Here is a 20540-nt window from a genome sequence, read left to right on the forward strand (position 1 = left end):
GCCGCCGGGCTAGAGCGCGCGCAGCCCGCTGATCACCTCGCGGAGCAGGCTCTCCGTCGGGGTGGCGGTCTTGTCGCGCGGCGGGCGCACGTCGATCAGGTCGTACTCCAGCAGGTCGCCGAGCAGCACCCGGATCACGCCCACGGGCAGCCCGAGCTCCGAGGCGACCTCGGCGACGGGCCTGGAGTGACCGGACAGGCAGCTCATCAGCCGCCGGTGCTGGCCGCTCAGCTCGGCCTTGGCCGGCGCGGGCCGTCCCGTCGAGACGACGGTCGCCAGCAGATCGAGGGCCGGGGACGAGGGCCTGGTGCGCCCCCGCGCCACGGCGTACGGCCGGACGACGGGCCCGGCCTCCTCGTCAACCCACTCGTGCTCGCCGCTCACGCTCGGGAACCCCCATCCTGGTCGCTTTCCTGCCGCCCCCGCTGCCATCCGGACTGGAGTGAGGAGAGCAGCGCCCTGGTCTCCTCAGGAGAACGCTCGTCGGCCACGGGCGCCGGGGGCGTCGGCGCGGCCAGGGGCGCCTGCCTGAGCCGCTGCCGCTGCGGCAGGCCCGTCTGCCGTTCGCGGCGCGGCAGGTCCTGCTCCGGGCCCGGCGCGGGTCCCGCGCGCTTGCTCGTGCGCACCCGGCGCGGCAGCTCGCCAGGCCCGGTCGCCTCCCCCGCGTCGACCGGCCGCTCGGACCGGACGACGGAGACGGACACGGGTTCGAACTCCATCGACCGCACCGGCGTCGCCATCGGCTCGACCAGCGATCCCGGCACGAGCACGATGGCGGTCGTGCCGCCGTACGGGGACAGCTTCAGCGTCACCTTGATGCCGTGCCGGGCGGCCAGCATGCCGACCACCGCGAACCCCAGCCGCTCGGTCTGCGCGGGGTCGAACTCGGGCGGGCTGGCCAGCCGGTCGTTGATGGCCTTGCGGGTCTCCTCGTCCATGCCGAGGCCGCGGTCCTCGATCTCGACCGCGAAGCCCCTGCCGACCATCTCGCCGCGCACCGAGACCTCGTTGGCGGGCGAGGAGAACGACGTGGCGTTCTCGATCAGCTCGGCGAACAGGTGCATGAGGTCGGCCACGGCCGAGCCGGACACGCCGCACTCGGGCATCGGGTAGACCCGGACCCGGGTGTACTCCTCGACCTGGGCGGCGGCGCCGCTCAGCACGTCCTCGACCGGGATGACGCCGCGCCACCTGCGGCCCGCCGTGCCGCCCGAGAGCAGCACCAGGCCCTCGGCGTGGCGGCGCATGCGGGTGGTCAGGTGGTCGAGCCGGAACAGGCGCTCCAGGGCCTCGGGCTCCTCGGTCTGGCGCTGCATCTCGTCCAGCATCCTGAGCTGGCGCTGGAGCAGCGACTGGCTGCGCCTGGCCAGGTTCCGCAGCGCCTCGGCCACGCCCTCGCGCAGCCTGGCCTGCTCGACGGCGGCGTCCACGGCGGTGCTCTGCACGCTGTCGAAGGCCGCGGCGAGGTCGACGACCTCGCTGGTGGCGTTGTCGCCGACCTTGATCGGCGGCGCCTCGGCCTCGATGTCCACCCGCTCGCCGGTACGCAGCTTCGTCACCACGTCGGGCAGCCTGACCTCGGCCAGGTCCAGCGCCGTACGGCGGAGGGTGGCCAGCTCCCTGGTGATCCTGCGGCCCACCCGGACGGAGATGAAGATCGAGAAGGCCACCGCGATGAGCCCCAGCGCGCCCGCGATCGCGGCCCTGACCACGATGACCACGCCGGCCGGCTGCATCCGGCCCAGCAGCTTGTCCCCGGTGTCCCAGACGGCCTCGCTGTAGTCCTTGAGCACCTGGTCGGCGATGCCGCGCCAGAGGTCCATGTCGGCCGGCTGGCCGGCGACGAAGCTCCTCAGGAGGCTCTCCATGGTGATGTACCTGGAGGAGTAGAACAGCTTCTCGAACGGCGCCCGCAGCTCGGTGTCGAGGTTGGCCAGCGCCTTCGGGAACAGGAACGTGCGGGTGCCGTCGATGCCGGCCAGCAGGTGCACGTCGTGCATCGATGGACGGCCGTTGGAGGCGACGACCAGGGCGTTCTCGCGGCTGAGCAGCTCGCGCACCTCGTCGGCCGCGATCAGGCCATGGGCCTGGACGGACAGTTCGAGGTCGGTGCTGACGGTCAGCCTGGAGTAGAGCAGGTGGACCTCGTCGGAGACCTTGGCGTACTCGGTGACCAGGTTGCCGGGGGTGAGCCTGCGCTCGTCGACCTTGCGCCTGACCTCCGGCAGCCGGTCGACGGTGTCCAGCACGACCTGGAACTGCTTCTTCATGTCGTCGCTCATCGCCGCCTGGGCGTCCTCCGACAGGCCCTGCTCGCGCAGGGTCTTCCTGGCGGCGTCCACCTTGGCGCGGGCCTTGGTCAGGGCCCCCTGCTCGGTCGCCGTGCCGGCGAGGCGTTCGGCGGAGGCCAGGCGTTCGACCTGGAGGCTGGAGACCAGGTCGTCGGCGTTGTTGATCACACTCCCCCAGATCGCATCGATCTTGAAGAGGTTCAGCGCCTCACCCGTGGTCGTGCTCGCGGCGAAGCCCCAGAGCGCGATCAGGGAGATCAAGGGGATGACGAGCAGCGTCGAGATCTTGAATCGGATGGATCTGCCCGATGCCATGACACCTGCTCCCGCATAGAAGATCGCGGGAGAGAATAGCATCGAAACAGACGAGATTAAGATCGACTAGCGATAAATCTGTGATATGTCGGGAAATTTGCGTCTACTGGGTGCTTCGGGGCGCGGGCCGGCGACCACGTCAGCCACAGCGCCCACGCCGCCAGCAGGCCGAGCAACGACACCTCGGCGCCCAGCAGCAGCCGCTCGACCAGGCCGATCATGACCCGCTCCCCCGGCAGGGCCACGTACGTGATCGCCAGCAGCCCGAACCCGCCCGCCAGCGCCACCCACTCCACGGCCCGCGCGACGGGCTTCCAGTGGGCGTCCGCGGTCAGCCTGGGCACCAGCAGGGCCCCGGCGGCCGGCAGGCTCACGAACGCCGCGATCGACACGTACCGGTGAACCTGGGCCGCGAGGTCGAGATCGAGGCCGAGGGGGACGGTCGGGATGACCGCCACCACGACCAGCGCCGCCGCCCACACCATGAGCAGCTTCTCCGGCAACCCCCGGATCGGCGCCCCCATCCTCCGCAGCGCGGCCAGCAGGGCGAGCGACCCGATCCCGAGCACCGCCATCGCGACCTCCGTGACGCCCCCGCGGTCGGTCACGGCGTACTCGCTGATGGTCACGTTCATGGGGTCGAGGTAGGGGTCGGGCCCGAAGTGGCCGACCAGGATCGCGACCACCGAGAACACGATCGATGCACAGGCGATCAGGGGGTAGAGCCTCGCCGGGGTCATGAGGGCCCTCAGGCTCGCGCTCCAGGGCGCTCTCGCGACTCTCACTCTGCTGTTCGGCACTGCGGTCATGTGCCCAACTCTCGCGCCCCCAGGCGTGTCGCCACATCCGGTGGCACCCCCGAGCCGTCCCTGAGTCCGCCCCTGAGTCCCCCTCCGCGTACCCCGGGGTGGACGGTGTCCCTCAGTCGGAGGCGGCGAAGAGGGAGAACACGCGGTCGGGACGGCCGACGGGCGTCCAGGAATCATCGAATCCATCGTATTGAAATACGCTCATATCCCGAGCCACTCGAAAAACGGTGTCGTCCGTGACCGCGCAGGACGCGGTGTGTTCCCCGATGCGCTGCCAATTTCCGCCTGCGTCCTGAAATCGATATACGCCACTGAAGTGCGTAGGTCCCGCCGGTCTCGCCGACGGAGAACCAGTCGAAGGGGGTGCCGCTGTAGCCGAACGCGGTGCCCGTCTCGTCGCCGGTGCCTTCGACGAGGGTTTCCCACCCGCCGCCGAAAGGCCCGTTGCTTTGAGAGTGAGGGCCACGGATCTCTCCGTTTCTCGCGGGAAGGACACCCATGATTCCAGGTATCACGCTGATCGCAGCATCGCTTCACACGTCCGCGACCAGCAACTCCGACACGCATCGGATTTCTAATGACTTGTCCACCGCGAGGCTTTTTTCACCCAATAACCAGAGCCCTCAGTCGAGCACGTGGGACGTGGCCCTGGCATAGCGGGCGCGGATATCCGGGACGGCCGGGGCGTCGTAGGTCTCGGTGTCCTCGGTCCGCCAGTCGGGGGTCGTGAGGAGGGCGGCGGCCTGGCGGGCGGCGCCGTCGGCGACGTACTCGCCGGGCGGCGGCACCGCGATCGGCACGCCGAAGACGGTCGGCGCGACGCGGCGTACGGCCTCCGAGCGGGCCGCGCCGCCGATCAGCAGCACCCGCTCCGGCCGGGTGCCGAGCGCGTCGAGGGCGTCGGCGAGGCCGCACAGCATGCCCTCGACGGCCGCGCGGGCCAGGTGGGCCGGGGTAGAGGTGGCCAGCGTGAGCCCGAGGACGGAGCCGGTCGCGGTGGGCCGGTTGGGGGTGCGCTCCCCCTCCAGGTACGGCACCAGCGTCAGCCCGCCGGCCCCCGCCGGGGCCCGGAGCGCGAGGTCGCTCAGCTCGTCGAGGCCGACCCCGGCCAGCCCGGCGGCGGCGTCGAGGACCCTGGCGGCGTTCAGCGTGCACACCAGCGGCAGGAAACGCCCGGTGGCGTCGGCGAACCCGGCCACGGCGCCGGTGGGGTCGGCGCTCGGCGTCTCCGCGACCGCGAACACCGTCCCGGACGTGCCGAGCGAGACCACCACGTCACCCGGCCCGGCCCCGACGCCGAGGGCGGCCGCCATGTTGTCGCCGGTGCCCGGCGCGAGCAGCGGCCCGGCCGACGCCGGGTCGCCCGCGCGGTCAGTGGGCCCCAGCACCCGGGGCAGCAGCGGGACGGCGCCGAAGGCCGCCTTGAGCAGGTCGGTGCGGTAGGCGCCGGTGGCCGGGGACCAGTAGCCGGTGCCCGAGGCGTCGCCCCGGTCGGTGGTGAGCAGGTCGAGCGGCGGCGGGGGCGCGTCCTGCCAGGCCGCGAGATCGGCGCCCGGCCCGGAGCCGCCGCCCGTACCGGAGCCCTTACCGAGACCGGAGCCGCCGCCGCGGGCGAGCGCGCCCGCCAGCCGCCAGGTCAGCCAGTCGTGCGGCAGGCAGACCGCCGCCGTGCGGCGGGCGTTGTCCGGCTCGTGCTCGGCCAGCCACCGCAGCTTGGCCACGGTGAACGCGGCGACGGGCACCGAGCCGACCGCGTCGGCCCAGGCCCCCGGCCCGCCCAGCTCCGCCACCAGGTCGGCGGCGGCCCGGGCGGAGCGGGTGTCGTTCCAGAGCAGGGCGTCGCGCACGACCTCGCCCGCCTCGTCGAGGCAGACCATGCCGTGCTGCTGCCCGGCCACGCTCACGACGGCGACGTCGGCGAGCCCGCCGGCCTCCTCGACGGCCCGCAGCAGCGCGGTCCACCAGTGGGAGGGGTGGATCTCGGTGCCGGCCGGATGGGCTGCGCGGCCCTGCCTGACCAGCGCGCCCGTCTCGGCCTCGCGAATGACGACCTTGCAGCTCTGCGTGGAGGAATCAACCCCAGCGACCAGCGTCACCCGAACTCCTTATGCGTGCTCCAGCGCGAGATGGTTGAGATGGTATCCCCGCCCGGAAGCCACATTCATGGGCAATTCTGGGTGATTCACAGCCCCGAGGGGTCGCGGCCGACGCTGATCTCCTCCGCGATCTTGCGGATCTCCGCCACCTCGAGACCTGGAGCCTTGGGCAGGTGGCGCAGCAACGCCTCCATGACGACGGGCACGGGCTGGCCCGCCATCAACCCGGCGATGCCGTGGACCGTCCGGAACAGTGCCTCTTCGGTGTGGTGCATCGGCAATCCCCTCATTCGGCTACCGGGAGAGGCTACGGCCTGGCCGTGACAGTTCGCTCGCTACCGCTCCAGCGTGTCCCGCACGGCCGGGCGTTCTACCGTTCCAGCGCGCCCCGCACGGCCGAGCAGATCGCACCGAGCTCGCGGACCTGCTCGGGGGTGAGGACGTCGAACAGGCTCCGGCGCACCTCCTCGACGTGGCCGGGGGCGGCGGCGGCCAGCGTGGCGAACCCCTCGTCCGTCAGGACGGCGACGTTGCCCCTGCCGTCGGCCGGGCAGCGCTCACGGCGCACCCAGCCGCGCTCCTCCAGGCGGGCGACGGCGTGCGACAGGCGGCTCTGGGAGCTCTGGGCCCTGGCGGCCAGCTCGCTCATGCGCATCGACCGGCCCGGCGCCTCCGACAGGGCCACCAGGATCATGTAATAGGTGTGCGGCATGCCCGCCTCGCGCTGGAGCTGCCGGTCCAGCGCCTCGTTGATGAGCTGACCGGCGGCCAGGAAGTCACGCCAGGTCTGCTGCTCGTCCGGATCCAGCCATCGGGTCACCCTCTCATTTTAGTTGAACTCTCATATACTCTGACCGGGAGAACCAGGTGAAAGGGGACGACCATGCCGGTCCACAGGCTCAATCACGCGGTCCTCTACGTCCGTGACGTGGAGCGCAGCGTGGCCTTCTACCGGGAGGCGCTCGGATTCGAGGTGGTCATGGGCATGCGCGGCGCCGCGTTCCTCCAGGCCCCAGGCTCCAGCAACGACCACGACCTCGGGCTGTTCGAGATCGGCGCGGGCGCCGGCCCCTCGCCCGCCGGACGCACCGCCGTCGGGCTCTACCACCTGGCGTGGGAGGTCGACACGCTCGACGAGCTGGAGCGCATCGCGGTCACCCTGAGCGAGCTCGGCTCCCTCGTCGGTGCCTCCGACCACGGGACGACCAAGGCGCTGTACGCCAAGGACCCCGACGGGCTGGAGTTCGAGGTCTCCTGGCTCGTGCCCGCCTCGCTGATCACGGACGAGACCCTGGCCGCCCGGTCCGCCATCCGCCCGCTCGACCTGGCCGCCGACAAGGAGCGGTACGGCGCGCAGACCCGGGGCGGGGTAGGGGTGTCGATCCCGGCCTGAAGGTACCGTGGCAGGTATCCGACCGATTTGTTCCGGAGAGGGTCATGCCAAACGATCCGGATCACGTCCTCGACGCCATCGACGGCGTCGTGGACGAATGGGAGACGCTGAGCGCGGACGCCATGCGCTGGGCGCCTCCCGAGCACAAGTCTCCCGACCTGCTGGACGAGGCGACGGAGATCCTCAGGCCGCTGGCCGAGGCGCTCTCCGAGGTTCTGCGGCCGCTGGGCGACTCCATCAACCGCGCGCTGGAACGACTCACCGACGACGACTGACCGGCCCGTTCCGCGCGTGGCGTTTCGTGGACTTCAGTCCGTTCTGCGGCGGCGGGTGCGGCGCGGGTACGCCTTGGCCGTCTCGGCCAGCCGGGCCGAGTGCTCGACCTGCCGGCGCCAGTGGCCGTACGCGTCGCCGCGCTGGGCCAGCCGGTCGAGCTCCCGCATGGTCGTGAGCGGGATGAACGCGGGCTCGGCGTCCCGCCAGGGCGTGCCGGGCAGCGGCATGAACGTGTGCGTGTGGATGCGGGCGCCCAGCTCGGCCAGGTCGCCGGCCAGCGCGAGCGACTGGCGCTGGTCCTCCTCCGACTCCCCCGGCATGCCGAAGATGAAGTCGACATTCGGCCTGAAGCCGTGCTCGACGGCGATCCTGACGGCGTCGCGCACGGGCGAGGTGCCGTGCCCCCGCCCCGAGGCGGCCAGCACCCGGTCGGACCCCGACTGGGCGCCGATGATCAGGTTGTCGTTGGCGACGTACCGCTTGAGCAGCCGCATGGCCTCGGGCGTGACGTGCTCGGGCCGCACCTCGGAGGGGAAGCTGCCGAAGAACACCCGGCCGTGCGGCGGCAGCTCCTCCTTGACCCCGGCCAGCAGCTCCTCCACCGCGCCGAGATCGGGATCGGGGCCCGGCGAGCCGTAGGAGAGCGAGGTCGGCGTGATGAACCGCACGTCGCGCACCCCCTGCTCGACCATGCCCTCGACGTGCTCGCGCACGCTCGCCACCGACCGGTGGCGGAACTGGCCGCCGAACATGAACGGCGTCTGGCAGAACCGGCAGGTGTACCGGCATCCCCGGGTGATCTCGATCGGCCCCTTGCGCCCCAGGAACGACGGGAACGCGTCGAGCGGGAGCTGCGGGGCCGGGCGCGTCCTGAGCGCGACGCCGTCGCCGTCCTTGACCGCGAGGCCCGGCACGGTCGTCAGCGGCTCGTCCCGCCGCAGCGCCTCCACCAGGGCGATGATCGTGGACTCGCCCTCGCCGATCGCGGCCAGGTCCCAGCCGGCGTCGATGACCTGCTGCGGCTCGGCGGTGGCGTGCACCCCGCCGGCGATGTGCAGCCCCCGGCCGTCGCCGAGCGACCTGACGGCGGCCAGCTCGGCGGCCATGGCCTCGGCATCGGGCGAGTAGAACGACCAGAGCACGAGCACCCGGTCGGCCCGGCTCGCCGCGATGTGGGCCGCCGTCTCCTCCGGGGTGACGCCCAGCAGTTGCCGGTGCTCCACGCCCGAGGTCTCCAGGGCGGCGAGCACCGCGTGCACGCCGTACGTCACGGCCTTGCGGTAACGGACCACCACATCCACTGCCAGCGCCACGACCGGCAGCGTAGCTCAGGCGGAGGCCAGCCGCATGGGACGCAGCGCGCCGGTGAGCTTGGCCAGCTCGGCGAGCATGGCGTCGGCGGCGGCGATCATGACGTCGTTGGGCGCCACGGTGCCGTCCTCGGCGATGAACTGCTGGTAGAAGGGGATGTTGACGGCTTCGACCACGGGGATCATCTTCAGCGTGCTGACGACCTGGCGCAGGCCGTTCACCGCCCGGGTGCCGCCGGAGATCCCGCCATAGCTGACGAACCCCGCCGCCTTGTGCTGCCACTCGTGGTGCAGGTAGTCCAGGGCGTTCTTCAGCACGGCCGTGAAGCTGTGGTTGTACTCGGGGGTCACGAACACGAAGGCGTCGCCCCGGTCGACGGTGGCGCTCCACTCCTTGGTGTGGGCGTTCACGTACTGCTTGAGCTTGGGGTGGTTCGGCTCGTCGAGGAACGGCAGGCCCACCTCGGCGAGGTCGACCAGCTCGACGTCGAAGTGGCCGGCGGCGACGGCCCGGCTCCTGAACCACTCGGCGACCTCGCGCCCGGCGCGGCCGGGACGGGTGCTGGCGACGATGATCTGCAGGACCGGCTTGTCCATGGGGTTCCTCCTCAGGTGGTTGATACCTCAACATTATTGAGTAACTAAACATTTCTTAGCAAATGCTAGGATCACTCCCGTGAGCCCCCATTCCGTCTGCGTCCGGTTCCACGTGGCCCTCGAACTGATCGGCGCCCGGTGGTCGGGAGCCGTGATCCACATGATCTTCAAGGGCGCCCACCGTTACGCCGATCTCAAGGCGGCCATCCCGGGCATCAACGACACGATGCTGGCCCGCCGGCTGCGCGAGCTGGAGTCGGCCGGGCTCGTCGAGCGGCGCGTGCTGGCCACGTCGCCGGTGCGGGTCGAATACCACCTGACGGAGATGGGCCAGGAGCTGCGCCCGGTGCTCGACGAGCTGGTCACCTGGGCGCACAAGTGGATCCCGCTGCCCGAGGAGCCGGCCAGGTCCGCCTAGCGCGTACGGGCGAGCGCGGGGAGGCGGGCCGGGGTTAGACTCCGGGCATGCACTGGCGACATTGATGAACCACCAGCGGCCGACGCGGCAGGAGCGCGCGCGGGCCTCCGAGGTGCCGAGCACCAGACGGAGTCCCTGTCCGCCCCTTCCGAGAGGGCCGCATGTTCGTCCCCAAGCTCTACGTCTACACGTTCCTCGGCGAGTTCGTCCTGCTCTACCCGGTGTACACGCTGCTGTTCACCGATTCCGGGCTCTCGGTGGCCGAGACGTCCTCGCTGTTCGTCATCTGGTCCGTGACCGGCATGGTGCTGGAGATCCCCTCCGGCGCCTGGGCCGACGCGGTGTCCCGCCGACTGTTGTTGTTCCTCGGCCCGCTGCTGGCCGGCGCCGGCTTCGCGTTGTGGGTGCTGTTCCCGTCCTACTGGGTCTTCGCGCTGGGCTTCGTGTTGTGGGGGGCCGAGGGCGCGCTCGTCTCGGGCGCCTTCGAGGCGCTCGCGTACGAGGAGCTCGAACGCCGGGGCCTCCAGGGCCGGTACGCCGCCATCATGGGCCGGGCCCACTCGATCGGCATCGCCGCCGCCGCGTCGGCGATCGCCCTCGCCACGCCGGTCTTCGCGATCGGCGGTTATCCGGCGGTGGGGGTGGCCAGCGTGGTGGCCTGCCTGTTGTGCGCGGCGACCGCGCTGACGCTGCCCGAGCGGCGTCCTGCCCGAGCGGCGTCCGCTGATTCGGATGAGCGGTATCTCGCGGTTCTGCGGGCCGGTGTGGCCGAGGCCCGTACCGATCGGAACGTGCTCGAAGCGATCGTCCTGATCTCCGTCGTGACGGCGATCTGGGGCGCGCTGGAGGAGTACGTGCCCTTCCTGGCCGCCGAGACCGGCGCGTCCAGGACTGCCGTTCCGCTGCTCGTCCTGGCCGTCTGGGTCGGGGCCGCGGCGGGCGGCCTGCTGGCGGGGCCCGCCCGCCGCCTGAGCGAGCGGTCGTTCGCGCTGGTCCTGGCGCTGGCGGCGCTGGCCATGGCGGCGGGCGCGCTGGTTCCGCATCCGGGCGGGTTCCTGCTGGTCGCCGGCGCATTCGGGGCGTTCCAGATGGCCGGCGTGGTGGCCGACACGCGACTGCAGGAACGTGTCTCGGGCGGCCAGCGGGCCACCGTGACGTCGGTGGCCGGGCTCGGGACGAACGTGGTCACCCTGGCCGTCTACACGGCCTACGGCGCAGGATCGCCGTTCCTGTCCCACGGCACGACGTTCGCCCTCCTGGTCCTGCCTTACGTGGTCATCGCCCTGTGGCTGGCCCAGGAGCGGGTCGCGCCGATGTGATCCTCTTCGACGCGAACGGGACGCGCTTGGGCAGCGGCGGCGGCTCCTCCCCCTCCTTCTCCGGAGCCGCCCCGCCCCGGCGCGCCCGCCACCGGGACGGGAACACCGAAGCGGTCAGCAGAATGCCGCCGATCACCAACGACCAGGTATTCAGTAATGCCGCGTACGCGTCCAGATAATCGGCGGGCACCAGGTCGAATCCCATTCTCCGGTCGCCTCCCGTGGCGGCCCGCACGACCGTCGCCCCGGCCAGGGCCGTGAAAGCCAGGCCGGGCAGCAGCGAGGCGACCGGGGAAATCCGGGAACCGGCCAGGACTCCGATGAGGACCGCGGTCCCCGCCAGCGCCGCCGTCGTCGTCCAGTCGAGGACGGACGTGGTCGCGCGGGCTCCGTACAGGAGACCGGCCGCGATCAACGGGATCGCGGCGACCCCCACCGCGGCCCCGGCGAAATGACGAGCACCATTACCCATAGAGAACACCTCCAGGCCCAATACGATACCGACATACCACCAGTTACAACTTTAGGTCGAAAAATCTCCATTTGTGGCCGATGGCCGGAAAGACGGGCATATCGCCTTAATAGGAAATATTTGGTATCTCCTCATTTGGCTGTCAGCCGTTACCGTGACAGAACCCCCCATCGAGGAGCGGCGGCATGTTTCGCTGTGCAGTGGCAGGCATCACCCTGGTGGCCGCTTGCCTGGCCACTCCCGCCCACGCGGCGTCCGACCCCGTGATCGAGGCGCTCTCGCGCGACCTCGGCCTCTCGGAGCCCGCAGTGGTCACCCGGCTGGCGAACGAGCGGCATGCCGCCGCCCTGGAGGCCGAACTGGCCACCTCGCTGGGTGACTCCTACGGCGGGTCGTGGCTGACCGAGGACGCCTCCGCCCTCGTCGTCGCCACCACCGACCCCGATCGGACCGCCGCCATCTCGGCCCGGGGGGCGCGCCCTGTCGTCGTGCGGCACTCGCTGTCGGAGCTGGACGCCGTCGTCCGCCGCCTGGACCAGGCCGCCCGCCGCATCCGGACGGGCCCCGCCCTCTGGTACGCCGACGTCCGCGCGAACCGGGTCGTCCTCCAGGTCCCCTCCCCGCCCAGATCACCGGCCACGGCGGCCCCTGTCGCCGAGGCCCTGGTGGCGGCGGCGCGCAGTGCGGCCGTCGTGGTGGCGCCGGCCGCCGAGCTCCCCCGCACGTACGCCGACATCATCGGCGGCGACCCCTTCTACGTCGGCTCGATGCGCTGCACGATCGGCTTCTCGGTCACCAAGGGCAGCGTCCCGGGCTTCGTCACCGCGGGACACTGCGGGCACACCGGCGACCTGGTCAAGTCACCAGCCGGCACCTTCCAGGGCTCGTCCTTCCCGGGCAACGACTACGCGTGGGTCGCCACCCCCGGGTACACCGCGCAGCCGTACGTCCGCGGCCCCGGCGGCACGCTGGTGACCGTACGCGGCTCGGTCCAGTCGACGGTGGGCGCGTCCGTCTGCCGTGCCGGGCCGACCACCGGCTGGCACTGCGGCACCGTCCAGCAGCACAACGCCACCATCACCTACGCCCAGGGCACCGTGTACGGCCTGACCCGCACCAACGTGTGCGCCGAACCCGGCGACTCCGGCGGACCGTTCATCTCGGGCGGCCAGGCCCAGGGCGTGACCTCGGGCGGCTCCGGCAACTGCAGCACCGGCGGCACGACGTACTACCAGCCCGTCAACGAGATCCTCAGCGCGTACGGCCTGACCCTCCGCACCGCCTGACCCTCTCTTCCAGGGCCACCCGCCCTCCAGGGACGCCCGGCACCTTGAGGAAATCCGTTCGCCCGGCACCTTGAGGGAAATCCGTTCGCCCGGCACCTTCAGGAAATCCGTTCGCGCGCCACCGATGAGTTCCCACGCCCGGTCGAGTCTGCCCTCCCGAAAGCGGATCCCCTCCGCCGCACCGACCACCGGGAGGCAACGATGACGCGCCCCATTTTGAACAGCCTGCTCCTGGCCAGCACCGACCCGGCACGACTACGCGCCTGGTACGCCACCGTGCTCGACCCCGAGTCCGACACCGACGTCACCCATTACGGCGTGCTGACGTTCGGCGACTTTCACCTGATCATCGACACCCGGGCCGACGTGGCGGACAAGAATCCCGAGCCCGGACGGGTGATACTCAACTTCGACGTCCCCGACGCGCGCGCGATCGCCGCCCGGATGGAGGAGGCGGGCGTGTCCTGGCTGGCCGAGCTCGAGGACCGCGAGGGCAGCCTGTTCGCCACGGCGATCGACCCCGACGGCAACTACGTCCAGATCATCCAGCTCAGCGAGGAACACCGGAAGGCGATGTGACGATGTTCGGCAAGACGAAGGCGTTCAGCGGATTCTCCGTCGACGATCTGACCGCCGCGAAGGCGTTCTACGGCGACACCCTGGGGCTGGAGGTGTCGGAGTCGAACGGCCTGCTGACCCTGCACATCACCGGCGGCACCGACATCCTGGTCTACCCCAAACCCGACCACGTCCCCGCGACCTTCACCATCCTCAACTTCCCGGTCGAGGACATCGAGCAGGCCGTCGACGCCCTGGCGGCCCGCGGCGTGCAGTTCCAGCGCTACGACCACCTGAAGACCGACGAAAAGGGCATCTTCCGCGGCGGCGGCCCCCTGATCGCCTGGTTCACCGACCCGGCGGGCAACGTCCTCTCGGTCCTCCAGGACTGACGCCCGGGAGCCGGGCCGCGGTTCGGCGCCGCAGGAACACCTTCCCCACCCTGCGGCGCCCGCACCACCGAGCCTCACGAACACCCGATCCAGGACACTCACTGCCCGGCACCGCGGGAACCGTCCCATCCCGCGGTCGCGGTGAAACTCACGTTTCCGCAGCCAGACCGCCTCTCGCGTGTCCCACCCTGTCCCACGGACGATGCGCACGACCTCGCTTCCATGCTCGGATAAGCCCCGTCAGCACGCACCGATCACCACGACGTACTGACGAAGGCACGAAGCCCCGGCGAGTCCGATCAGAAAGGCAGTGACAGGACATGAGCCACCACGTCAGCGAGAACCTCCTCAGCATCACGGACGTCGAGCAGCAGCCCAAGGCACGCGGACTGAGGTTCACCCTCAACGGCGCACTCTGGTCACTCCAAGCGTTGTGGGGCTTCTTCTTCGCCGGCAGCGGCTTCGGCAAGGTGCTGCTGTACGACGACGTCCTGTACGCGGCGGCACCCCGGGCTGTGGCCTGGTACGCGGCGGTGCCACAGTCCCTGATCGTCTTCATCGGGATCGTCGAGGTGCTCGGCGGCATCGGCCTGATCCTGCCGACGATGACGAAGGTCAAGCCGATGCTGGCGCCGCTCGCCGCCGCCGGCCTGACGCTGACGATGATCCTCGCGGCCGGCTTCCACATCGTGCGCGGCGAGTACGAACTGGTTCCCGCCAACATCCTCCTGGGAGGCGTCGCGGCCTTCGTCACGGCCGGACGCTGGAAGCTGCGCCCCGTCTCCCCCGCGCCCATCACCACCCCACGCGCACTCGGCGCGCTCGCCGTCCTGGTCGCGCTGGCCCTGCTGACGTTCGCTCCGACGTGGTACACGATGACCAACGCCCAGTTCTGATCACTGCCCTGGTACATCGAGGGCCCCGGGCGCGACTCGCCGCACCGCACCACCGGCGCCGGAGCCGTGACCGTCCTCAACCCGGAAGGGGACGGCTTGGACAGGCTCGGCCTCATTGATCAGAGATCAGGTGGCTGCACGGCAGCCGTTGCGAACAAGATGCCATGGGCTCGAACCCAGCACCGGCAGAGACTGGACACAGATCCAGCAATAGAGCATCTGCTCCTCCTCTTGCGCCCGTTGAGCAAGACCTCGCAGCCCGGTAAGAACCTCCAGAAGGTATCCATCGGCCGGTGGCACGTTGGCGAACTCCTCGATCTGCTCCCAGTGCTCAACGAGTTCGTCCAACCTGCTGTCCGGGATGCCGGCGAGCGTGTCGCGCACGTCTGCGGGGAGCTCTTCGATTCCCGGCCCCTCCTTGTAAGGGGAGTCGTCGGGCAGAGCCTCCCACTCCTCCATCGTCGCCGGAGCACCCTCGGACGGCGGATAGACGGTGATCGTCTGCACCAGGTCCAAGCTGAACGGAACGTCTTCAGCAAGGGCTATGAGCCGGCCGAGTATCACGTCGGGGTCGATCCAAGAAGACCCCCATCGGTCCCTCCCGCTTGATCGCCTGGCTTCCATGCTCGCGACAGATCAGGGGATCGTACGTGTGTGCGAAAGACGCCTGGACCACCGACAGCTGTCCCGGCATTACGCTCATGACTACGTGCAGAAAGGGCCATGCCGCGTAGGCGCCCTTCAGCGGTTCGCACCCGAGAATTCATGTGCGTAACCCACAGAGCTTCGATTCATCAGGTTCCCGGTCTCGGACCGCGCCCCATGGCTGCAGTGATCGCGCTGGAGCACGCCCGGCTGAGCCCAGGTCACGTGGCTGCGGTGCTGCTGGCCTGGACGCGGGAAGTCATTCCCGGCACTTCCACCCGGCTCCTGCCCATCTGCACATGCCTTGGCTGTTACGAGGACGATCCGCGTGGGGCGCTGGAACAGGTGCTCATGGCATTGCCCCGTTGGGCGCGACCGCACCTCTACAGCCTCGCACTTCCCGTCGACAGAAGCTTTCTCGCTCGAACGTCGCCAGATCCGCTCGCATCCCCCGATTGGCCATGGTGGCGGCAGCGGCGGCGCCACATGGTCACAGCAAGCCAGACGACGGCGTCCTCGGCTCCGCAGCCCTGGCGCGTTCGCAGTGGTTCCAGCCGTCGTTGAGCGCCACCGCGTCTATGGCCTACCAGCCCGGCCAACGACGCTGTTTCGGCAAGCAGGTAGGCGAGCTGGGCGGATGCGCAGGCGTAGGGCATGGCGGTGGGCTCGTTCGATCTGGGCGTGCATCTTGTCGGCAATGGCGGAGCCGCCGAGACGGCGGGGCTTGAGGCGGAGGTTGTGGCAGGACGCCAGCGACCACATGGGCTCGGCCCTCTGAGGCTGACGGGCCAAGCGCAACCCACAGCCCCCGCAGAGATCGGAAAAGGCCCTTCCCCGGAGATCGGGGAAGGGCCTTTCACTTGGCGGAGGATCGGGGATTTGAACCCCGGATGGTATTGCCACCAAACCGCATTAGCAGCTCGAGTCTTGGGTGTCCCTATTGGTTCCACCTGGACGGGCTATATACGAGGCGGGATTGCAACTAGAACTGCAACTAGACCAGCCCCACCACCGCCTGATCGCCAAGCGCGGAGTGGCGGACATCAATGCAGCCATCGCTCATCGCCGACCTACCGAGTCGACACACGCGTGCTCGCTGCTCGACTCATGGAGACGGCTTCTCAAACATTCGCCGAGCGTGACGACGGCATGGCTGCCAGGGCCGTCGGCGCTCCTGACATTCATGACCACGCCGTCGCCTTCCGGGCTGAGGACGATGGGCATGCCGCACAAGTCGCACAGCCATTGAAGACTCCCGGCAAGCCGAAGCGGCTCCCCGACGAGCACGAGCTCGTGCGTCGACGGGAGACGAAGCCGAGCAGTAGGGGATACCGTCTCCCCAGGCCGACGCCGAATCCAGCGCGGAAACCTCAGAGCCATGAAATCTCGGCAGCGAGATCGCTACAGGTTGCTTGAGCTGCTCACAGGGGTCATTCACGACCGCTCAAGGTCGCCCGAACATGGCGCGGTTGCTGCGGTTGTTGCCCCTGGCCCACCGCCGCACGATGGGCCAGATTCTCTAAATCATGGCATATCTGCGCGAATCGGAATTTTCGGGAGCTACACGTCAGGATAATATCCACTTTAATGGCGAATATTCGGACATCAAGGACGCGCTATCTTTTCGCTCATTGCTGATTGTTTGCACGCTTATAAAAAGTGCGTACGTCTTTCATGCTTGACGCTGGGGTATCTCCCTTGTCGCACTGTCGCAGCGATGTAGGCGGATACAAAAAGAACAGCTCCGGCATCCGCGCTACCGCGACACCATTCACGAGCTCGATCTGACACAGGTCAACGAGCCACAGGAAATTACCTAACGTTCTCGCTGTGAATGCTCACCACGGAAAGGAATGCCCCATGCCATTCATCATGCGCAACACCCTCCCCAAGCTGGCCGCAAGTACACTCGCCGCCGCCGTCCTCACCGCAGCAGCCATGACACCCGCGGTCGCGGCATCCTCTGCCCCCAACCCGGCCGAGGCATACATCTCAAGCGTCAGTGCGAACGGAAACGGGTGCCCGCCCGGGACATGGGAGGCGGCGATCAGCCCCGACGGGAAGTCGTTCACGGTTACATTCAGCTCATACGAGACGCTCATCGAACCTGGTAGTGATGCTTCGGAAAGGGAATGCACGCTCTCGCTGAACGTGCATACGCCGCCGGGGAGCTCGCTTTCCACCGCCAAGTTCTCCTACCAGGGCTACGCGCTCATGGACCAAGCAGGGATGAGCGCGACGCAGAGCGCGAGCTACAACTTCAGCGGTGCTCCCGTCCCGGCTCAGTCGGTTCGCTCGCAGATCTTGGGGCCACACGACGACTCGTACCTCTTCTCCGACCGGATCTTGCTTCACGACGACGTGGCGTCGGCGCAGGGCGCAACCCGCGCGCTGAACGTGGAAACGGGCCTGGTCCTCACCAACAACCCCGCAGAGACCGGCAGCGGCTTCTTCAACACCAGCAGTGTCGACGGGACGCTCCAGAACGGACCGGCCTGCACCATCGACCGGCGCACCGCCACCTCGGGGCAGACCATCGTCGGCACCTCGGGTGCCGATGTCATCTGCGGGTCACCGTTCGCCGACCGTATCGCCGCGCTGGGCGGCGACGACGTCATCCTCTCCCTCGCGGGCAACGACCGGATCTCCGCCGGTGCCGGCAACGACACCGGCTTCGGCGGCACCGGCGACGACGACATCAGCGGCGACGACGGCAACGACACCCTCGACGGCGAAGCCGGCAACGATCGGATCCTGGGTGGGCCGGGCACCGACACCGCCAACGGCGGGCCTGGCACCGATTCCTGCGTAGCCGAGGTGACCACCTCCTGCTGAGTCAAGTCGACGCTCCTGCCACAAGAGATGCACGATCCACGGACATCAGCCGACCTGCACGCCGGGCTGCACCAAATCAGGCCATGCCTGCTACAAGCGGGCCCCTGCCTCAATGACTGCGCCGGCCATGCGGACAAGTGCCCCAAGCGCACCGTCGGCGGCCTGGTCTTCCACCACAGGAAGGGCAAGAGCAGCTCACCCCCCATGCCCGCTCGAACTCCTCGCCCAGCTCAAGGCACATCGCGAGGCGCAGGATGCCGAGCGGGCGAGGGCGGGAGAAGGACGCCAGCGACCGCATGGACTCCGCCCTCTGGGGCTGACGGGTCTGCAACCCACAGCCCCACAGAGATCGAAAAAGACCCTCCCCCGAAGATCGGGGAAGGGCCTTTGACCTGGCGGAGGATCGGGGATTTGAACCCCGGATGGTGTTGCCACCAAACCGCATTAGCAGCTCGGATCTTGGCCATCCCGATCGATTCAATATGGACCAACGCACTCGGCCGGTCCACTACGAACAGCATTGACCGGAGCTGGATTGCAACTAGGAGTGCAACTGAAGAGCTGCCGTGACGCACAGCATGACCTTGATGATGCGCACCGTTCCAGCCGACGGTCACCTCCCGTGCATGGTGATCACGGCGCCCGGTACGAGATGCTGCCAGTGCTCAGGGCCCAGCGGGAGCAGTCCCAGCGGATGCTGGCGCTCGACCCCAGGAAGCCCATGCCGAACTCGGACGGCCTTGGACGGGAATCCGAGATCTGCGAGAAGCGCTCAATCAGGAAGATCCGGTCCACGTACAAACTCTCTGCGTCATCGCCTCACGTGCCTCGGTGTACAGACGTGCTCGATGCCCGTTGGCGCCGGACGGATGCGGGAATCCATAAAGAACTCGATCGGGCGAGACGTTCGTGAGCTCGACGGCCTTGCTGGCAGCCTTGCCCAAAGGGATGATGAGCGCGTCGGGGACCATCTCGAGGTTCTTGTTGAGGACCTGTCGAGCAAATGCGGTCAGCACTGGATGACGATCGACCGCCGGCGAGCCGGAGTAGTTCGCCCCCTTGATGAGCACGGCGTGGCAAATGGCGGACGTGGAGGCCAGGAGATCAGACCGTTCCGCAAAGAACTGGGCAGTGCTGCTGATCCCGAGTGCGGCCTGAAGCCCGATCCCGTCCAGCATGGAGATCATGTTGGAACGCATGGAACCGGCGAAGCTCCCTACCTTGTCCGCCTCCTTGAGGGCGTTGTTGAGAGACTTACCGCTCTGGAGTGCACGCGCGGCAGTCCGTACGGCAAGATGCATTTGTTGGCGGCCCGGCGTGAGGCCTACGAGCATCACCCGAGCGCTGACATTCACCCAGTCGAACGGAACGAAATAGATCTCCAACTTGTCGTCCTTGTAAAGGAGCAGGTCGGGAATCGTTACGGGTTCTTCGGTGACGCTCGGAGAGAGAGTGCGCAGCACGTCTTCAAACGCCAAGCTGCACCAGGCAGAGCTGATCAGGCCTCCGGCTGCTGGGCCGATGTAGCAGGCGTGTTCAGACGCAATGGACATGTCCGTCATGCACGAAGTATCACTGATATGGCTAGGTAGCCGGGTAGCACTTTAGGTTTTCTGCTATCTCATGGGCAGTACGGCCAGCACATCTGTCCAGAGCGACAGAGTGCAACTGCTAGTACTGCAGCGAGGTTTTGTGATCTGTAGCGTGGAGGCATGCCAGATGACTTAACCGCTGCTGATCTGCAGGAGTGGGTCACGGGGCTGGATGTGCTGTTCGGCCGGGTTGCGGGCCGGTTCGGGCGGGTGGAGCCACGTCGGCAGGCGCGGGCCTACCTGCTGGGATTACTGGCCCCCATAGACCGAAAGAACAGCTGGCAGCTGGCCGAAGCGGCCGGAGACACAGCGCCGGATCGCATGCAACGCCTGCTCAACAGCGCCCGCTGGGACCCGCGCCAAGTACGCGTCGACCTGCGTGAGTACGTGATGGAACACCTCGGCCACCATGACGGCGTGCTGATCGTGGACGAGACCGGCTTCCTGAAGAAGGGCGACAAGTCGGCCGGGGTACAGCGCCAGTACTCCGGCACCGCGGGCCGGGTGGAGAACTGCCAGGTGGGCGTTTTCCTGGCCTACGCCTCCCCACTCGGGCGGGCACTGATCGACGCCGAGCTGTATCTGCCCAGGTCCTGGACCGACGAGCGTGACCGCTGCGCCCGGGCCGGTATCCCGGCCGACGTGCCCTTCGCCACCAAGCCGGCACTGGCACGCACGATGCTGGTCCGCGTGCTGCAGGCCGGCGTGCCGGTGTCGTGGGTCACCGCAGATGAGGCTTACGGCCTGGACTTCAAGTTTCGGCGTTTCCTGGAAGAACAGCGCCTCAGCTACGTGGTCGCGGTGCCCAAGAGCCAATGGGTCGGCACCGACTGGGACGGGGATCGGGCCGACACCGCCACCGCCCAGGCCCCCGCCGAGGCGTGGAAGCGCCGCTCCTGCGGCCGTGGCGCCAAGGGCGAACGGCTGTATGACTGGGCACTGGGATCGGTGCGTTTCGAGGTCGAGCCCGGCTATCAGCGTTGGCTGCTGGCCCGGCGCAGCCTGACCCCCAACGCCAAGGGCGAACGGGAACTGGCCTA

General features: G+C 68.9%; 21 protein-coding genes. 10 read left to right on the top strand and 11 right to left on the bottom strand.

Going from position 1 to position 20540, the window contains the following annotated elements; translation table 11 throughout:
- Positions 1 to 9 precede the first annotated feature (9 nt).
- The 6 genes from ABZ444_RS35955 to ABZ444_RS35980 form a co-directional block, all read right to left on the bottom strand.
- Positions 10 to 384: a DUF742 domain-containing protein gene (locus tag ABZ444_RS35955; protein ID WP_358007021.1), complete on the bottom strand. Its 375-nt coding sequence runs from the start codon at positions 382 to 384 to the stop codon at positions 10 to 12.
- Positions 381 to 2606 carry a nitrate- and nitrite sensing domain-containing protein gene (locus ABZ444_RS35960; RefSeq protein ID WP_358007024.1) on the bottom strand — a complete coding sequence of 742 codons (2226 nt, stop codon included), beginning with the start codon at positions 2604 to 2606 and terminating at the stop codon, positions 381 to 383. The genes ABZ444_RS35955 and ABZ444_RS35960 overlap by 4 nt, the downstream gene beginning before the upstream one ends.
- A 56-nt stretch (positions 2607 to 2662) precedes the next feature.
- Positions 2663 to 3346: a DUF998 domain-containing protein gene (locus ABZ444_RS35965; protein ID WP_357965941.1), complete on the bottom strand. Its 684-nt coding sequence runs from the start codon at positions 3344 to 3346 to the stop codon at positions 2663 to 2665.
- Positions 3347 to 4038: 692 nt separating this feature from the next.
- The gene (locus ABZ444_RS35970) at positions 4039 to 5511 is read right to left on the bottom strand and encodes an FGGY family carbohydrate kinase (RefSeq protein WP_358007026.1); all 1473 of its coding nucleotides are present in this window, start codon (positions 5509 to 5511) and stop codon (positions 4039 to 4041) included.
- Positions 5512 to 5597: 86 nt separating this feature from the next.
- Positions 5598 to 5786 carry a hypothetical protein gene (locus tag ABZ444_RS35975; protein ID WP_357965933.1) on the bottom strand — a complete coding sequence of 63 codons (189 nt, stop codon included), beginning with the start codon at positions 5784 to 5786 and terminating at the stop codon, positions 5598 to 5600.
- 95 nt (positions 5787 to 5881) lie between these two features.
- Complete coding sequence (locus ABZ444_RS35980) at positions 5882 to 6331, bottom strand: MarR family transcriptional regulator (protein ID WP_358007029.1); 450 nt, start codon at positions 6329 to 6331, stop codon at positions 5882 to 5884.
- A gap of 63 nt (positions 6332 to 6394) precedes the next feature.
- Between ABZ444_RS35980 and ABZ444_RS35985 the strand changes: the two genes are divergently transcribed.
- Together ABZ444_RS35985 and ABZ444_RS35990 are read left to right on the top strand one after the other, a co-directional pair.
- A complete protein-coding gene (locus ABZ444_RS35985; RefSeq protein WP_358007032.1) occupies positions 6395 to 6904 on the top strand; it encodes a VOC family protein in 510 nt (169 codons plus the stop codon).
- A 44-nt stretch (positions 6905 to 6948) separates the two neighbouring features.
- Positions 6949 to 7179 carry a hypothetical protein gene (locus tag ABZ444_RS35990; protein ID WP_352318077.1) on the top strand — a complete coding sequence of 77 codons (231 nt, stop codon included), beginning with the start codon at positions 6949 to 6951 and terminating at the stop codon, positions 7177 to 7179.
- A gap of 33 nt (positions 7180 to 7212) precedes the next feature.
- Here ABZ444_RS35990 and ABZ444_RS35995 read toward each other — a convergent pair whose 3' ends face one another.
- Both ABZ444_RS35995 and ABZ444_RS36000 read right to left on the bottom strand, forming a co-directional pair.
- Positions 7213 to 8493 (bottom strand): TIGR04013 family B12-binding domain/radical SAM domain-containing protein, encoded by a 1281-nt coding sequence (locus ABZ444_RS35995; protein ID WP_358007035.1) that lies wholly within the window; start codon positions 8491 to 8493, stop codon positions 7213 to 7215.
- Positions 8494 to 8508: 15 nt separating this feature from the next.
- A complete protein-coding gene (locus ABZ444_RS36000) occupies positions 8509 to 9087 on the bottom strand; it encodes an NAD(P)H-dependent oxidoreductase (protein WP_357965924.1) in 579 nt (192 codons plus the stop codon).
- A 79-nt stretch (positions 9088 to 9166) separates the two neighbouring features.
- Between ABZ444_RS36000 and ABZ444_RS36005 the strand changes: the two genes are divergently transcribed.
- Both ABZ444_RS36005 and ABZ444_RS36010 read left to right on the top strand, forming a co-directional pair.
- Entirely contained in the window at positions 9167 to 9505 is a 339-nt protein-coding gene (locus ABZ444_RS36005) for a helix-turn-helix domain-containing protein (RefSeq protein ID WP_358007038.1), read from the top strand.
- Positions 9506 to 9666: 161 nt separating this feature from the next.
- Positions 9667 to 10824 (top strand): MFS transporter, encoded by a 1158-nt coding sequence (locus ABZ444_RS36010; protein WP_358007040.1) that lies wholly within the window; start codon positions 9667 to 9669, stop codon positions 10822 to 10824.
- Here the strand turns inward: ABZ444_RS36010 and ABZ444_RS36015 are convergent.
- Positions 10781 to 11296, bottom strand: a complete 516-nt coding sequence (locus ABZ444_RS36015) for a hypothetical protein (protein ID WP_358007043.1) — start codon at positions 11294 to 11296, stop codon at positions 10781 to 10783. The two genes, ABZ444_RS36010 and ABZ444_RS36015, sit on opposite strands and share 44 nt — an antisense overlap.
- Positions 11297 to 11481: 185 nt before the next feature.
- Between ABZ444_RS36015 and ABZ444_RS36020 the strand changes: the two genes are divergently transcribed.
- From ABZ444_RS36020 to ABZ444_RS36035, 4 genes are all read left to right on the top strand, one after another.
- On the top strand, positions 11482 to 12582 hold the full coding sequence (locus tag ABZ444_RS36020; protein ID WP_358007046.1) for a S1 family peptidase: 1101 nt from the start codon (positions 11482 to 11484) through the stop codon (positions 12580 to 12582).
- Positions 12583 to 12783: 201 nt separating this feature from the next.
- Positions 12784 to 13161, top strand: coding sequence for a VOC family protein (locus ABZ444_RS36025; protein ID WP_357965914.1), 378 nt, complete (start codon positions 12784 to 12786; stop codon positions 13159 to 13161).
- A gap of 2 nt (positions 13162 to 13163) precedes the next feature.
- Entirely contained in the window at positions 13164 to 13532 is a 369-nt protein-coding gene (locus ABZ444_RS36030; protein WP_358007049.1) for a VOC family protein, read from the top strand.
- A gap of 320 nt (positions 13533 to 13852) precedes the next feature.
- The gene (locus ABZ444_RS36035) at positions 13853 to 14428 is read left to right on the top strand and encodes a DoxX family protein (protein ID WP_358007052.1); all 576 of its coding nucleotides are present in this window, start codon (positions 13853 to 13855) and stop codon (positions 14426 to 14428) included.
- Between the two features lie 126 nt (positions 14429 to 14554).
- On the opposite strand, the gene ABZ444_RS36040 is transcribed toward ABZ444_RS36035, so the two are convergent.
- The gene (locus ABZ444_RS36040) at positions 14555 to 14935 is read right to left on the bottom strand and encodes a hypothetical protein (RefSeq protein WP_358007055.1); all 381 of its coding nucleotides are present in this window, start codon (positions 14933 to 14935) and stop codon (positions 14555 to 14557) included.
- A gap of 1998 nt (positions 14936 to 16933) precedes the next feature.
- On the opposite strand from ABZ444_RS36040, the gene ABZ444_RS36045 reads away from it, so the two are divergent.
- A complete protein-coding gene (locus ABZ444_RS36045) occupies positions 16934 to 17908 on the top strand; it encodes a DUF4360 domain-containing protein (RefSeq protein ID WP_358007058.1) in 975 nt (324 codons plus the stop codon).
- Positions 17909 to 18684: 776 nt separating this feature from the next.
- Here ABZ444_RS36045 and ABZ444_RS36050 read toward each other — a convergent pair.
- Positions 18685 to 19470 (bottom strand): uracil-DNA glycosylase family protein, encoded by a 786-nt coding sequence (locus tag ABZ444_RS36050; RefSeq protein ID WP_358007061.1) that lies wholly within the window; start codon positions 19468 to 19470, stop codon positions 18685 to 18687.
- 150 nt (positions 19471 to 19620) lie between these two features.
- Here ABZ444_RS36050 and ABZ444_RS36055 point away from each other — a divergent pair.
- On the top strand, positions 19621 to 20540 hold a 920-nt coding region (locus ABZ444_RS36055), incomplete at its 3' end, for an IS701 family transposase (RefSeq protein ID WP_358007064.1).

This window comes from Nonomuraea sp. NPDC005730, assembly GCF_040630865.1.
Taxonomy (GTDB): Bacteria; Actinomycetota; Actinomycetes; order Streptosporangiales; family Streptosporangiaceae; genus Nonomuraea.

Coding starts and splice junctions, on each gene's coding strand:
- ABZ444_RS35960 (WP_358007024.1), bottom strand. CDS start 2,606: ATGGCATCGGGCAGATCCATCCGATTCAAGATCTCGACGCTGCTCGTC.
- ABZ444_RS35965 (WP_357965941.1), bottom strand. CDS start 3,346: ATGACCCCGGCGAGGCTCTACCCCCTGATCGCCTGTGCATCGATCGTG.
- ABZ444_RS35975 (WP_357965933.1), bottom strand. CDS start 5,786: ATGCACCACACCGAAGAGGCACTGTTCCGGACGGTCCACGGCATCGCC.
- ABZ444_RS35985 (WP_358007032.1), top strand. CDS start 6,395: ATGCCGGTCCACAGGCTCAATCACGCGGTCCTCTACGTCCGTGACGTG.
- ABZ444_RS35990 (WP_352318077.1), top strand. CDS start 6,949: ATGCCAAACGATCCGGATCACGTCCTCGACGCCATCGACGGCGTCGTG.
- ABZ444_RS36000 (WP_357965924.1), bottom strand. CDS start 9,087: ATGGACAAGCCGGTCCTGCAGATCATCGTCGCCAGCACCCGTCCCGGC.
- ABZ444_RS36010 (WP_358007040.1), top strand. CDS start 9,667: ATGTTCGTCCCCAAGCTCTACGTCTACACGTTCCTCGGCGAGTTCGTC.
- ABZ444_RS36015 (WP_358007043.1), bottom strand. CDS start 11,296: ATGGGTAATGGTGCTCGTCATTTCGCCGGGGCCGCGGTGGGGGTCGCC.
- ABZ444_RS36020 (WP_358007046.1), top strand. CDS start 11,482: ATGTTTCGCTGTGCAGTGGCAGGCATCACCCTGGTGGCCGCTTGCCTG.
- ABZ444_RS36025 (WP_357965914.1), top strand. CDS start 12,784: ATGACGCGCCCCATTTTGAACAGCCTGCTCCTGGCCAGCACCGACCCG.
- ABZ444_RS36030 (WP_358007049.1), top strand. CDS start 13,164: ATGTTCGGCAAGACGAAGGCGTTCAGCGGATTCTCCGTCGACGATCTG.
- ABZ444_RS36035 (WP_358007052.1), top strand. CDS start 13,853: ATGAGCCACCACGTCAGCGAGAACCTCCTCAGCATCACGGACGTCGAG.
- ABZ444_RS36045 (WP_358007058.1), top strand. CDS start 16,934: ATGCCATTCATCATGCGCAACACCCTCCCCAAGCTGGCCGCAAGTACA.
- ABZ444_RS36050 (WP_358007061.1), bottom strand. CDS start 19,470: ATGACGGACATGTCCATTGCGTCTGAACACGCCTGCTACATCGGCCCA.